We start from the raw sequence: 14194 nt of genomic DNA, 5'->3' as shown, positions 1-14194 counted from the left end.
CTCCATTCTCCGTTTGAATTGTATCACAATTCTCACTATTATAGTTCGGTAAGTGAAATTACAAGGACGTTTTAACAAAAAAAGCAGATACATCACGTATCTGCTTTCCATCTTTATTATTTAGCTAACTTTTGAAGTTCATCAAAGAATGTAGGATATGATACACCTACTGCTTCTGCATCTTCAATAATTATTTTCCCTTCTGCCAGGCAGCCAGCAATCGCAAGCATCATTCCGATGCGGTGATCACCGTAACTATTTACTGTATTGCCTTTTAAAGCTGATTTTCCGTAAATGATCATGCCGTCATCAGTTGCTTCTATGCGAGCTCCTAGTTTCGTTAACTCCGCAACGACTGTATCAATACGATTTGTTTCTTTTACTTTTAATTCGTGTGCATCTCTAATAACTGTAATACCTTCTGCTTGTGTTGCCGCTAAAGCGATAACTGGAATTTCATCGATTAGTCTTGGAATAATATCCCCACCAATTTCAATTCCTTTTAATGAAGATGTTTCAATCGTAATGTTTGCAGCTGGTTCTGATGCGCCTTCGTTAATCGGCTCTATAGTAAATGTAGCACCCATTTTCTCTAAAACATCAATAATACCTGTACGAGTTGGATTCATTCCTACATTTTGTAATATTAGTTTACTATTTGGGATGATTGCACCTGCTACTAAGAAAAATGCTGCTGATGATACGTCACCTGGCACTTGAATGTCTGTTGCTGTTAATTTTTGTCCACCTGAAAGCTTCACTGTCTTTCCTTCTCGAGTTACTTTAACACCAAATGCTTCAAGCATTCTTTCCGTATGATCGCGGGAAATATGTGGTTCTGTAACAGCTGTTACACCTTCTGCGCGAAGCCCTGCAAGTAAAATAGCTGACTTTACTTGTGCACTTGCAACAGGAGAAATATATTCAATTGCTTTTAAATCTCCACCACGTATTGTTAGCGGTGTAAATGTTCCTTCTTCTCTGCCGTCAATGTTTGCACCCATTTGTTTTAATGGGTTTGTTACACGCTTCATCGGTCTTTTTGCGATAGATTCATCACCTTGTACGCAAGAGAAAAATGGTGTGTTAGCTAATATACCTGACATTAATCGAATTGTTGTACCAGAATTACCAACATCTAATACAGCTTTCGGTTCTTGTAAACCTTCTAATCCTTTACCAACTACAGTAACTTCATCACCGTTTTGCGTAATTTCTACTCCCATTTCTTTAAAACATGAAATAGTACTTAAACAGTCTGCACCGGACAAGAAACCTTTAATTGTTGTTTTCCCTTCTGCAATCGAACCGAACATAACAGCACGGTGTGAAATGGATTTATCACCTGGGATTGTAATATTGCCATTCAATCCGTTATTAACAGGTTGTATTGTTCTTTCTTTCACGTTTTTCACCTTCTCATTTAAATTGTTTCATAAGTTTGGTATTCTTCTTCTCCAAGCGCTAGCTTTGCTTTCATACGATCTTCTTCCCTTTGGAAGCTAATACGTAATACCCCAAGCAGTCCTTCACGCGCTTCTAATATTTGCAAGTTCGTAATACTAATTTCCTCGCGCGCTAAAATACTCGTAATATGAGCCAATGCCCCCACCTTATCTAATACATCAACGTATAAGTCGTGATAAGCAGGAATTGCACCACTCTTTCTTACTGGTAAAGAATCACGGTATTCTTTCGCATCTGCAAAATAGTTTTGAATCTCGCCTGCATCTCCAGTAGAAACTGTCTTATATAAACCTTCCATTTCAGAGATCCACTCTTTTAATAATACCATTAAATGCTCTCGATTTTGCTTTACAATATCACTCCACATTTTCGGACTACTAGATGCGATACGTGTAATATCTTTGAAACCTCCAGCAGCTAGCTGATGAATGAGCGGATTATCTCCTGCATGCTTCTCAACTTGCTTTACTAAACCTGCTGCGATAAGATGCGGGAAATGACTAACGATCCCTGTTACATAATCATGTTCTTCTGTATTTAAAACAAGAAAATGTGATCCTGTTCCTTTTAACCATACTTTAAGGTCTTCCACTTGTTCATTTGGTACATGATTCATCGGTGTTAAAATGTAAAATGCATTTTCAAATAAATGCGCCTTTGCGCTTTCAACTCCCGTTTTATGAGAACCCGCCATCGGATGTCCCCCAATGAAAGAAACTTCCTTTGAAAATAAAGCTTCCGCTTCGTTCATAATAGACCCTTTTGTACTACCAACATCAGTCACTATAACATCTTCTCGTAAACGGAATGACGCAAGTTTGTGTAATAACTTCTTCGTTTCTTCAACTGGAGAAGCAAAAACAATTAAATGTGCCTCTTCACATGCATGTTGTAAATCAACTGCTATTTCATCTACTACGTGTAATTCTTTTGCACGCTCTACTTGCTCTTTAAATATATCATAACCTGTTATCATTACATCGTGCTCTTTCTTAATTGCTAATGCGAGAGAGCCTCCTATTAAACCTGTTCCAATTAATACTACCTTTTTACGCATTTGCCTCATCTCGAGACTTACTTTTTTTATTTTCAAAGTGTTGTTTTAACACTGAAATCACTCCTTCATTTTGCTCCCTTGTTCCAACTGTAATACGGACACCATTTGGGAATGGACGAATAATAAACCCTGCATGTGCGCAAGCTTCATAAATCTCTCCAGCATTATCTACCGGTAAGAAGATGAAATTAGTTTGTGACGAATAAAATGGTATACCGTTTTCCTTACAGAAACTCTCGTATTGCTGTAATCCTTCTGTATTCACGCGAACTATTTCTTTAATAAACTCGTCATCACTAAAAGCAATTGTAGCTGCTTTTTGCGCTAATGAAGATACGTTAAATGGTAAACGTACAACATTTAATTTCTCAATTAGCTCTTCCTGTCCGATCGCATATCCAACGCGGAAAGAAGCTAATCCGTATGCTTTAGAAAACGTTCTAAGTACAAGAATGTTTTTATGTTTTTCTAAAAGCGATAATGTCTCAGGGAAGTCTTTTGCTGTTACGTATTCATAGTACGCTTCATCAATGACAATTAACGTATTTTCACTAATGCCTTCAATAAATTGAGTTAATTTTTGCTCATTCACATATGTGCCCGTCGGGTTGTTCGGATTACAAATCCATACGATTTTCGTATTATTATTTACCGCTGACGAAATTTCGTCTAAATCGTATACACCTTTATTTAAAGGAATTTCTTTCACTTCACAGCCTTCAATAATCGCATGATGACGGTACTGCGGGAATGTTGCACCTGCTGTTACAATGTTATCTCCCGCTCGTAATACGGCGCGGCTTATTATTTGAATGATTTCATCTAAACCACTACCACAAAGTACTTGTTCCATTTGCACATGCAACTTATCTGCGATTGTTTGACGGAGCGTTGTAGCACCTCCGTCAGGATATAAAGAATGTTCCAACCAAGATTTTTGCAACTCTTCTAAAACTCTCGGTGAACAACCGAATGGATTTTCATTCGATGCTAATTTCACAAACGAATGATCTCCGTACACTTCTTTCATTTGTTCTGGTGATTTACCTGGTTTATATGGTTGTAATGATGATAGTTGATCCTTTACTTGCACGTTAAACCCACCTTTTTATTAAAATTCTTTTGCGTAGTTATTGTGTTGCATAATGTTTTGTTTTAATAATTCCATACGATCTTTTCCGAATTGTTCGACTAGTGCATCTGCAAGTTCCCATGCCACAACAGATTCAGCTACTACACCCGCTGCTGGTACTGCGCAACTATCAGATCTTTCAATACTCGCTTGGAATTCTTCTTTCGTATCAATATCAACGCTTGCTAACGGTTTGTATAAAGTAGGAATTGGCTTCATAACGCCTCTTACGACAATTGGCATACCTGTTGTCATACCGCCTTCTAAACCGCCGGCATTATTCGTTTTTCTCGTGTATCCTTTTTCTTTATCCCACAGAATTTCATCATGCACTTTGCTTCCAGGTTGTCGTGCCGCTTCAAAACCTACGCCAATTTCAGCACCTTTAAATGCATTTATACTCATAATTGCACCAGCAAGTTTTGCATCTAATTTACGATCGTAATGAACGTAACTACCAACGCCAATTGGCATACCTTCTGCAATGACTTCCACGATGCCACCGATTGAATCTCCACTACTTTTTGCGTTGTCAATCGCATTCATCATTTCTTGCTCTACTTCTTTATCTAAACATCGAACTGGTGAGTTTTCAGTAATTGTTTGAATTTCTTCAATTGATAAGTTTGAAATATGTTTTGCTTTTACTCCACCAATTTCAAGAACATGTCCTGCAATTTCCACGCCTAATTCGCTTAAAATTTGTTTTGCAACTGCACCAGCAGCTACACGAACTGTCGTTTCTCTTGCAGATGAGCGCTCTAATACGTTTCTTATATCACGATGACCATATTTAATTGCTCCATTTAAATCCGCATGTCCGGGACGTGGTTTTGTAATTGTACGTTTCATGTCTTTACTTTCTTTTTCCGAAATTGGCTCGGCACCCATTACTTTCGTCCAATGTTTGAAATCATCATTTTTTACGATTAACGTAATCGGTGATCCAAGTGTCATCCCGTGACGAACACCACTTACAATTTCAACTGTATCTGTTTCAATTTGCATGCGTCTTCCGCGTCCATGACCTTTTTGTCTTCTTAATAATTCTTTATTAATATGTTCCGCCGTAAGTGTCAAACCTGCTGGTACACCTTCTAAAATAACTGTTAACTGCGGTCCATGTGATTCTCCAGCTGTAATGTATCTCATTTCTCTTGCCCCTTTACTATTTTTTTGTACAAAAAAGTCCCTACTGAGCGCTCAGTAGGGACGATGTTTATCGCGGTACCACCCTAGTTGTAGACAACTGTCGTCTACCTCTCTTCTTCTTTAACGATCGTTTGACCGTCTTCCCCTCCATAAGTTGTCGGGAAAGATGCTCCAAGGCTGTAATTCATGCTTACCTTTGTACTGATTCACACCGACCATCAGCTCTCTTTAACAGTGAGATAAGCACTACTGTTTCCTCTTCAATGCATATATGATATGAAATTAAGATAATTTATTTTTGAAACCTTTTAACTCATCCATGAATCTATGGAATTCTGGAATGTCCATTTGTTGTGCAGAATCTGATAATGCAACTGCTGGATCTGGATGCACTTCAGCCATTACTGCATCTGCGCCAATTGCAAGTGCCGCTTTCGCTGTTGGTAATAATAAATCTCTGCGTCCAGTTGAATGTGTTACATCAACGATAACTGGTAAATGTGTTTCTTTCTTTAAAATTGGTACTGCAGAAATGTCTAATGTGTTACGTGTTGCTCTTTCGTATGTGCGGATACCACGCTCACAAAGAATAATTTGATCGTTGCCTTGCGCAATGATGTATTCCGCTGCGTTAATGAACTCATCAATTGTTGCTGCTAATCCACGTTTTAATAATACTGGTTTGTTAACTTTACCTACAGCACGTAATAAATCGAAGTTTTGCATGTTACGTGCACCAACTTGAATTACATCAACGTAGTCTAATGCCATTTCAACATCGTTCGGATTTAAAATTTCACTAATAATTGCTAAGTCGAACTCGTCTGCTACTTGACGTAAAATTTGAAGTCCTTCTACTCCTAAACCTTGGAAATCGTATGGAGATGTTCTCGGTTTGAATGCACCGCCGCGCATTAATTTTAAACCTTGATCTTTCATCGCTTGCCCTACTTGACGAACTTGCTCTAAGCTTTCTACTGCACAAGGTCCCATGATGAACGTTTGTGCTCCGTTTCCAATCAATTCACCTTTTACATCAACGATTGTATTTTCTTGTTTCTTTTTACGTGATACTAGTAACGCTTTGCGGTTATCATCTTCTTGTAACTCTAAGCTTGCTTTGAAAATCGTTTTGAAAATATGTTGAACAGTTGATGTTTCGAATGGTCCTTCGTTATGCTCTGCGATCATATCAAGTACTTCACGCTCACGTACTGGATCAAAGCGTTTCGTACCTTGTACTTGCTTTTGCTCTCCAATTTTTTGAACAATTTCACCACGTTTGTTTAAAAGGTGTAATAGTTGTAAGTTAATTTCATCTACCTGTTTACGTAATTGATCTAATTCATGATTTGCCATTTGGAAATCCTCCTCTAATGTTTTAAAAGTATAGTAAGAGAATAAAAGATTCTCTATTTTCTGAACTGGTTAATTATACAAATTTATAGTGGAATCGATACCTCTTCTTATTTTAAACTAATAATTCGTACAAAGACATGAACTACTAGTTAAAAACCCACTTTTTTGTACAAAAAAGCCCTACTGATGCAATCAGTAGGGACGATATTTATCGCGGTACCACCCTAGTTGTAGACTTCTTTCGTCTACCTCTCTTCATTGTTAACGATCATCTGACCGTCTTTCCCTTCATAAAGACAAATACTATCTTTACTACGAAAAAGATGCTCCAGGACTGTAATTCGCTCTTGTTTTTGTACTGGTTCGCACCAACCACCAGCTCTCTGTTACAGGGAAACAACAACTACTGCTTTTCCTTTCAATGCATGACTATTTTATTTTCAAGTTGGACCACTAAAATACAAAAAGTCCCTACTGAATAAATCAGTAGGGACGATATTTATCGCGGTACCACCCTAGTTGTAGACTAACTTTCCGTCTACCTCTCTTCACTGTTAACGATCAATTGACCGCTTTTTCCTCATAAAGACAAACTATCTTTATTACGAAAAAGATGCTCCAAGACTGTAATTCATGATTATCCCTGTACTGGTTCACACCAACCACCAGCTCTCTGTTACAGTAAGACTAACCACTACTGTGATCTCTTCATTGCACTTTGTTTATTCAAATGTTTTTGAAATTGAATAAGTATGATTCGTATTATAGAACGCTTTTTAAAACACTGTCAACAACTTTTTATATATTTTTTTAAAATTCCACTTTCATCCTATAATTCTTTTTGTAAATCACCCATTACAATTCCTATGCGAATTATTTCATTTTCTAGTAAATGTAAAACATATTCCTCTACTTCATACTGAACTAATAATTCTTTTATTTGTATGATTTCTTTTTCAAATAAAACGGCTTCGTGACATGTTTGTAGTAAAATAAAAAACACATTTGCAAACATTTCTTTATGCGCTTTCATACTTTCTTTTTTATGAAGCATTTCAATCAATAACTGCTTCATTTCCTCACCTGTACATTTACCATGTACACTTGAAAATGCACGAGACATAATACATAATCCTTTTTCTAATATTTCATCCATGTATAAGATAATACGTAAAAGCATTACATATTCTCTCGCAGTTATCTCACCCATTTTTGGTCGTTCTCGTAAAAATACACTGAGCCAAGCTGTCCAAAATTTTTGTTGTTCTTTTACGCTTAATGTTTTGACGTAATAGCATAAAAACTGCATAAATTTAATTTTATTTTCTTCATTTTCTAGTATGAGTAAAGGGTATAACCACTCTGTTTTTTGCTCCCAATATAGTACACATTTAATAAATACAAAGCTAAGCCACTTCAAGAAAGCTTCCCTCGTATGCGGATGTAATACTTCCAAATGTTCTATCGCATACTTAATAAAACGCTTCATTTCTGTAAATAAAGGTAAATTTATTTGCGTGTAACATAAACCAGCCCATGCATATTCCGTAATTTCATTTTGTTTTTTTAAATCTAAGTATGGTAACAAATATTTTCGGCACCATTGCTTTTCAATATGATATAGAAATGTAATATCTGCTATTAAACGAGCAAACATAAAGTTTGTTCGTTCCAAATTAACTCTTACTTGTTCTTCAAATAAAAATAAATATTCATATACATTACGATCGTATAAATGATCATATGATAACAACTTTAATAATACAGCCGTCATTTTCCCAACAGGATGCTGAATTGATTCATTGTAAAAATCTTGTTTTCCAAGCTTAAAATCCGTATCACTCTTCATAACTTGAGGAAACACTGAAAAAGCAAAGCGTTTTACAACACGTATACTATTCTCTTCTAACTCTTCTAGTCGATTACTAATTTCATATAGAAAACTACTAATTAACCAATGATAAGCAGTATTTCTAACAAATTTCTGCAATAGCGGAATAATTTTTTGGATTTGATCATTTGTCAATCCTCGGTTATTTCGCCATTCTCTAATACAAACAAACCATACTTCATTACTTATTTCTTGCACTCCTACTAATTGATATGCGAATGAAATACTCCACTCTGTATTCAATTTACATGCTTTTGATAACATCTCTAAAAAATGGCGTTGTTCAAAAACACCATCTTGCGAAAATTGCCGAACTTGCTTCATAATTTCAACATCTTTCAGCTGCAATAATCCGTCAGCTGTTACATTACAAGTAATGCTTTGCGCTGTATCCTCTTTCTTTTGTACACTGTATCGTTCAGAATGAAAATGAGGATGCTTTTGCTTCATTAACTCATACCCATTTGCCGTAGATGGACTATTTGAATCACACTTGAATAATAAGTCTAATACGAGACATGCATCAAATACCCTCTCTTCTGTAAGATGCTTTATTACAGTTCGAGTGACTTCTTCTTTTGTTTCTTCTAAACAATGTGCATAATGCCTTTTTAAAAGTTGAAAAACTTCGTGTTTATAAGTGAAATCTAAAAGAAGTCCTTCATGTAACAACCATTTCATTTTGTCATCTACACGAACAAAAATATTTTTATTCATCGCGTCAATTGCAATTCGCTTTTGAAGTACACTATTTGCTTCTATCATTTCTGTAATATAATAATCCGCTTTTTTCTCATTGTTTTCACATAAATAAGTTAGACACTCTTTTACAATTTGTATTAAAAATGCAAGATCATTTTGATGAAAATCTTTTTCTACATCTTCCTTATTTCTTTTTTTCAGTGCCGTTTGTCTTAACGACAACATTCTCAATTTTTCTAATCCGATCATCATAATTGGAACAGCATAATGGGTGATATATGGCCTCATCTTTTCGTTCCAAATTTGCTCCACATGAGAAAATGTAGATACTGGTAAGCGACTCGATTCCTCGAGTTCTATTGATTCTTGCGTATCATTTCCCCATTTTCTTACACGTTTCAACTTCAGTTTTCCATCTAAAATAAAAGTTAGTAACAATAAGGCAATTTCCTTATGCTCAGGAAAAGAACATTTTTGCAGTAACTTAGAAATCTTTTCTATAGAGCTACTATCTTTTTCAGCTGTTTCTAATAAAAAGAGTGTCCATCTTGCAAACAACAACGGATCCATCTTACTCTTCGTTTCGTTTAAGTAGTTACAAATCGTTCTCCATAATAACGGTGATATTTTAGAATAGTTTTTATAAATTAATTGAAATAATTCTTTCTGATGACTAAAAAGAAATTGTTCCACTAACCATTCTGCAAGTAATTCATCTACTTCATTATAGTTTGGCGTAAGCATAAACAAATTTTGTAATTTACCTTCTGCTTCTAACCATTCGACCCATTCATAATCATGAGCAAATTCCACAAAGTAACGAACTGTTTCAATTTTTTTAATTGATTGCTTTATGTATGATAATTGTTCCTGTTCTACTGACGGGGGAACCGTTACAATATCCCGAATACGCATTCTTTTCGTAATATAATTATCGCCCATTAATTCCGCCCAGCGTTTTACCGCTTTTACGAGGGATTGATGATTATTCACTTTATTCGGATACACAATTGGTCTTATCCCTAAATGTTCCCAGTGGTACGTATTTTCCCCTTGTGCGACAAAAGCAAATCGTCTTGTACTTGGTGGTAAACCAGTTGCTAAATATTTCATTACTGGGTCATTATGACTATATCCAACGAATAAAACGGTGTAATTCGAGAATAGATCGACTAAAAATCTTCTCGCCCACCCTTCGGTTAAGTAAGCCCTTCCAAAATCACCGTCTGTTAAAATTAAAGCCTCTTTCTCCTGTTCTACATTACCATGTATATAAGCAAGACCTTTAAATGCTCTCCCAGTCGGTAAAGCTGGAGCATAATAAACATTGATATCTCTATTTATTTCCTTAATTGCAGTTGTAAAATGTTGATCAAAATTTGTTGTTACAATGCGGATATCTGTATCTAAAGGAAATAACCTTGGAATTGCAAAATGCAATGGATTCGGTTTTGATTTCTCTATATGAACAAGATCTCTTGCAACTTGATGTACATCTTTTGTTTTTGCAATTTTACCAAGATAATAATCATGTGGTTCTGTTATTTCACGTTTTTCGACATATAACGTTTTTGCAATTGCATCAACTAAATCATCAAAATTCGGTAAGTTTGATTTCCCTTTCATAGAAACTCCCGCTCCAACAAATAACACTAACTTTCCTTGCTCAAGGTGATCGATTAACTCATCTGGAATTTCTACTTCTGAAGTAATCCACATCCTGGATTCCCCCTTACCTAAAAATGTCATACACTCTCATTTTACTATAACATTTTTCCGTTGTTTTTATAATATTTAGACTAAATTCCGAACATGAAAAAGTTTTACGTAAATAAATCCGTTACAATGTATGAACTCCAGAATTTATTGAAAAACTATGTATAAATCGGAGGTGTGAATTTTGAATGATTTCACAGTAGTGCTTATCAAGTTTATATCGTGCATTATCGCATTTAGCATTGGGCTTGCTTTATTTTTCCCTGCAACGTTTGTTCAAATTATTTCATTCAGTCTCTTTGTTACAATCGTATCCTACATGTTCGTTGATAAAATTATTTTAAATCGAATTGGCAATACTGGTGCCATTATGTCGGATTTCTTATTAACATATTTAAGCGTATGGATTTTCGGTAATATTTTATTAGACAACTATATGCAAATTGCATGGGGCAGTATCCTTTCTGCCATCGTCTTCACTTTATCTGAAGTAATCGTTCATCGCTTCTCAAACTCTCATACAAGGCACAACAATGATAACATTCGTATTAATCGCCGCTTTGCATATGGTACGGAGTTTGCTGAAGAACAAAATATATTGGATAAAGACAAGAAGAAGTAACATTTTAATGCAGGAGCACCCTTTTTAATTATGTGGTGCTCCTTTTTTGTATATTTTCATTATGGTACGTGAAATTATATAAACGATTATTTCAAAATATCGACTTACCGACAATATTTGACGCTTTTTTCTAATAAAAAAACTACCTCTTATTTAGAGGCAGCCACTTTCAAGTCTTTTAATGCAACAACATCCGCAAACGCTCCCAATACTGCGTTATGATGTTGCACAATATCTTCAGCACGTAACACTTCTGTATTAAATGTACTATGCGCATCACTCACTAACGTTACTTTATATCCTTCACTACATGCTCTGCGCGTTGTCGTATCTACACAATACTCTGATTGCATTCCCGAAAGAATAACGTGTTCAATTCCTTTCTCTTGTAACACTTCGCTTAAGTTTGTCTTATGGAATGAATCTGGCGTCGTCTTTTCAACAATATTATCTCCTTCTTGCGGAGCGATGGCCGCATGGATTCGCCATCCATCCGTACCTTTTTCTAACGGATGGTCTTTAGGACCGTTATGTTGGATATAAATAACTGGAATATCATTTGAACGACATTCCATAATAAGCTCTTGCAGTGTTTGTAAAAACTTTCCCCCATTATGTACTGGCATTCCAGCTGTATACATACCCGCTTGCACATCAATTACGATTAACGCTTTTTTCATTTCGCACAGCTCCCTTCGTTTATATAAGCCATTGCATATTCATTATAATTGTTTGTATTCCATCATCCAACAATCTTCTAATTTCCCCTCATGCAGCTCATGTTCCTTTAAAATCTTTACTTTTTTAAATCCGCATTTTTCATAACACTTTATCGCTCGTTCATTATTTACTTTCGGATCCATTGCAATTGCTTCTGCTCTCATTTCACCCATAATATATGTAATTGCTGCCTGAACGAGTTTTTGTCCAATTCCTTTTCCCCAATAGGCTGGTTCACCGATAAATTGGTCCATTCCCCATACATTTTGTGATTCTTTATAGCCATATAACGCTTTCCACTCTGAATCAACTGGGTACATTTGTATGTAACCAATCGGAACGGTATCAAATTCTATTAAACATCTTTTTTCATTATTGTTTGGATTATGCATAAAATGATCAAGCACCTTTTCTACAGACTGCGGATTATCTCGTCCTTCGTAATACCGCAGGACTGCTGGGTCCGTTAACCATTTAGAAACGATAGATGCATCATCTTCCATTACGTATCTAATCAATAAACCTTCTTTTTGAAAAAGCATATTATACCTCTATTATTCCTTTATATTTTTTCTTGATGTTATATCTTTCATTGCACCTACTAATGCATATGGTAGTAATGTAATCGAAAAAAATGCTGTAAATACGTTAAATTGCGGGATTGTATAGAGTGTGAACCATTCAGTGAAAAATTGAGAATTTAATATTCTATTAAAAAACTCTCCGCCTGGCCTAAAGTTTGGTGCCCACGCAGTTATTTTACACAAAATAAAGTGAAACTTTAATCAGTGGGGGTTTTGTTCATCCCCCACTGATTATTAGTTGAACCATTCGGGCTTTTACGGGCAGTTGATCCCCCACCTAACTTCTTCGCTTTCGCTGAATTTTGAGGTGGGGGTCTTACTGCCCGTTAATGCGGGATAAACAGTAACTGAACAATAAAAAATGCCCCTAGATAACGAAACCAAGTCCGTTTCCATATAGGTTGTGCATTTTTTAATATATCCCCCATCTAATCCCCTCCTTAAATATCCATCATATTAATTATACACTTTCCTCACTTTATTTGTTAAAATTTTCTATATAATTAATACCGTTGGGGGAATACATTATGTCTAAACCTATACTTACATCCACTTTAATCATTCTTAGAGGAAACTCCGCAAGTGGTAAAACAACGATTGCAAAGCAACTACAAGAACATTTCGGACAAGGTACACTTTTAGTATCACAGGATGTTGTGCGTAGAGATATGCTTAGAGTACACGACACAATGGGTAATTTATCACATGATTTACTATTTGAAATTACAAAGTACGGAAAAGGAAAATGTGAATTTGTTATTTTAGAAGGTATATTGAACAGTAGTAGGTATGGTGAGATGTTAAAAGAATTAATTCGTTATTTTGATAAAAATGCATTTACATATTACTTTGATTTATCATTAGAGGAAACTATTAGACGACATAACACAAGGGACAAACGACATGAATTTGGTGAAGATTCCCTACAAAAATGGTATAATCCGCACGATACAATTGAGGTTGCGAGAGAAACTATTTTTACAGATAACTTTACGCAAAAAGAAATATTTGATGTGATTTTTAATGATATTAAGATATACAAATAAGACTGACATAATCAATCAGTCTTATTTACATTATGTACCTTGTATCTCGGTCTTCATTACAGAACAATCTTGACATAAATAAAAATAGATATTCATTTCCCCAAACTGGAAATCAACTACTGAAATAAGTTCACGTTCCTCGATATCTTGTGTAATTGTAGCAACATACTATTCTTCTCTACTTCTCAATACCCTTCTGTTCTACTTCCTTACCTCATTCTTAATAGTTTTTCTAAACATGATACAATTTTTATGTTTTATTACAGTTTTATTAATAAGTCATTTAAGAATCCTATTATACTTCCACTAAAAAAATAAAAGCCAGCCTCAATAAAGAGAACTGACTTCTATTTGGATCATTATAGTTACTATAAAATTTTCACTTTAACAGTTTGTCTTCCCCAATTCATAGCTTTACTTTTTGAACCCATTAATACATCAATACGATTACCTTTAATTGCGCTTCCAGTATCACCAGCGATAGCTTCTCCATAACCTTCCACCCATACTTTAGATCCTAATGGGATTACTTTCGGGTCAACTGCGATAATTCTCATATTCGGATTTGCCGTTAAATCATGCCCCATCGCAGTTAAAACGCGTCCACCATATGTACCATTTTCACTTGGATCAGCAGTATACGCTGTCGCTACTACCGTTAATTCACGTTTAGCAGACTCTATGTTGTTTTTTGATACTTCTTTCGCTCTCTCTTCTTCTTTAGCTTTTGCTATTTCTCTTGCTTT

General features: G+C 35.4%; 11 protein-coding genes, 2 pseudogenes and 3 other annotated features. Of the genes and pseudogenes, 2 read left to right on the top strand and 11 right to left on the bottom strand.

What is annotated here, in order from left to right; translation table 11 throughout:
• Positions 1 to 116 precede the first annotated feature (116 nt).
• From aroA to MR160_RS21125, 6 genes are all read right to left on the bottom strand, one after another.
• Positions 117 to 1406 (bottom strand): 3-phosphoshikimate 1-carboxyvinyltransferase, encoded by a 1290-nt coding sequence (aroA, locus tag MR160_RS21150; RefSeq protein WP_000664636.1) that lies wholly within the window; start codon positions 1404 to 1406, stop codon positions 117 to 119.
• 17 nt (positions 1407 to 1423) lie between these two features.
• On the bottom strand, positions 1424 to 2524 hold the full coding sequence (gene tyrA / locus MR160_RS21145) for a prephenate dehydrogenase (RefSeq protein WP_001228126.1): 1101 nt from the start codon (positions 2522 to 2524) through the stop codon (positions 1424 to 1426).
• A complete protein-coding gene (hisC, locus tag MR160_RS21140; protein ID WP_001197269.1) occupies positions 2517 to 3617 on the bottom strand; it encodes a histidinol-phosphate transaminase in 1101 nt (366 codons plus the stop codon). The genes tyrA and hisC overlap by 8 nt, the downstream gene beginning before the upstream one ends.
• An 18-nt stretch (positions 3618 to 3635) precedes the next feature.
• A complete protein-coding gene (aroC, locus tag MR160_RS21135) occupies positions 3636 to 4808 on the bottom strand; it encodes a chorismate synthase (protein WP_001269426.1) in 1173 nt (390 codons plus the stop codon).
• Between the two features lie 53 nt (positions 4809 to 4861).
• Positions 4862 to 5081 (bottom strand) — a binding site (T-box leader).
• A 9-nt stretch (positions 5082 to 5090) separates the two neighbouring features.
• The gene (locus MR160_RS21130) at positions 5091 to 6167 is read right to left on the bottom strand and encodes a bifunctional 3-deoxy-7-phosphoheptulonate synthase/chorismate mutase (RefSeq protein WP_001273573.1); all 1077 of its coding nucleotides are present in this window, start codon (positions 6165 to 6167) and stop codon (positions 5091 to 5093) included.
• Positions 6168 to 6361: 194 nt separating this feature from the next.
• Positions 6362 to 6598, bottom strand: a binding site (T-box leader).
• A gap of 54 nt (positions 6599 to 6652) precedes the next feature.
• Positions 6653 to 6888 (bottom strand) — a binding site (T-box leader).
• A gap of 108 nt (positions 6889 to 6996) precedes the next feature.
• Positions 6997 to 10479: a DUF4020 domain-containing protein gene (locus tag MR160_RS21125; RefSeq protein ID WP_000265189.1), complete on the bottom strand. Its 3483-nt coding sequence runs from the start codon at positions 10477 to 10479 to the stop codon at positions 6997 to 6999.
• Between the two features lie 181 nt (positions 10480 to 10660).
• Here MR160_RS21125 and MR160_RS21120 point away from each other — a divergent pair, with 181 nt between their 5' ends.
• Positions 10661 to 11098, top strand: coding sequence for a YndM family protein (locus MR160_RS21120; protein WP_000997702.1), 438 nt, complete (start codon positions 10661 to 10663; stop codon positions 11096 to 11098).
• A gap of 149 nt (positions 11099 to 11247) precedes the next feature.
• On the opposite strand, the gene MR160_RS21115 is transcribed toward MR160_RS21120, so the two are convergent.
• From MR160_RS21115 to MR160_RS21100, 4 genes and pseudogenes are all read right to left on the bottom strand, one after another.
• Complete coding sequence (locus tag MR160_RS21115) at positions 11248 to 11778, bottom strand: cysteine hydrolase family protein (RefSeq protein ID WP_017763308.1); 531 nt, start codon at positions 11776 to 11778, stop codon at positions 11248 to 11250.
• Between the two features lie 42 nt (positions 11779 to 11820).
• Complete coding sequence (locus MR160_RS21110) at positions 11821 to 12360, bottom strand: GNAT family N-acetyltransferase (RefSeq protein ID WP_142388468.1); 540 nt, start codon at positions 12358 to 12360, stop codon at positions 11821 to 11823.
• 12 nt (positions 12361 to 12372) lie between these two features.
• Positions 12373 to 12591 (bottom strand): annotated as a pseudogene (locus tag MR160_RS21105) (YfzA family protein); the annotation flags it as partial.
• A 155-nt stretch (positions 12592 to 12746) separates the two neighbouring features.
• A pseudogene (locus MR160_RS21100) lies at positions 12747 to 12830 on the bottom strand (YfzA family protein); the annotation flags it as partial.
• Between the two features lie 99 nt (positions 12831 to 12929).
• On the opposite strand from MR160_RS21100, the gene MR160_RS21095 reads away from it, so the two are divergent.
• Positions 12930 to 13448 (top strand): kinase, encoded by a 519-nt coding sequence (locus MR160_RS21095; protein WP_063675469.1) that lies wholly within the window; start codon positions 12930 to 12932, stop codon positions 13446 to 13448.
• A gap of 368 nt (positions 13449 to 13816) precedes the next feature.
• On the opposite strand, the gene MR160_RS21090 is transcribed toward MR160_RS21095, so the two are convergent.
• A partial coding sequence (locus MR160_RS21090; RefSeq protein WP_074789878.1) for a 3D domain-containing protein occupies positions 13817 to 14194 on the bottom strand: 378 nt, incomplete at its 5' end.

Source organism: Bacillus cereus group sp. BfR-BA-01382 (assembly GCF_022663475.1).
GTDB lineage: Bacteria > Bacillota > Bacilli > Bacillales > Bacillaceae_G > Bacillus_A > Bacillus_A thuringiensis_S.
The sequence above is the reverse complement of the archived record's forward strand: the minus strand, read 5'-3'. Positions and strand labels throughout refer to the sequence as shown.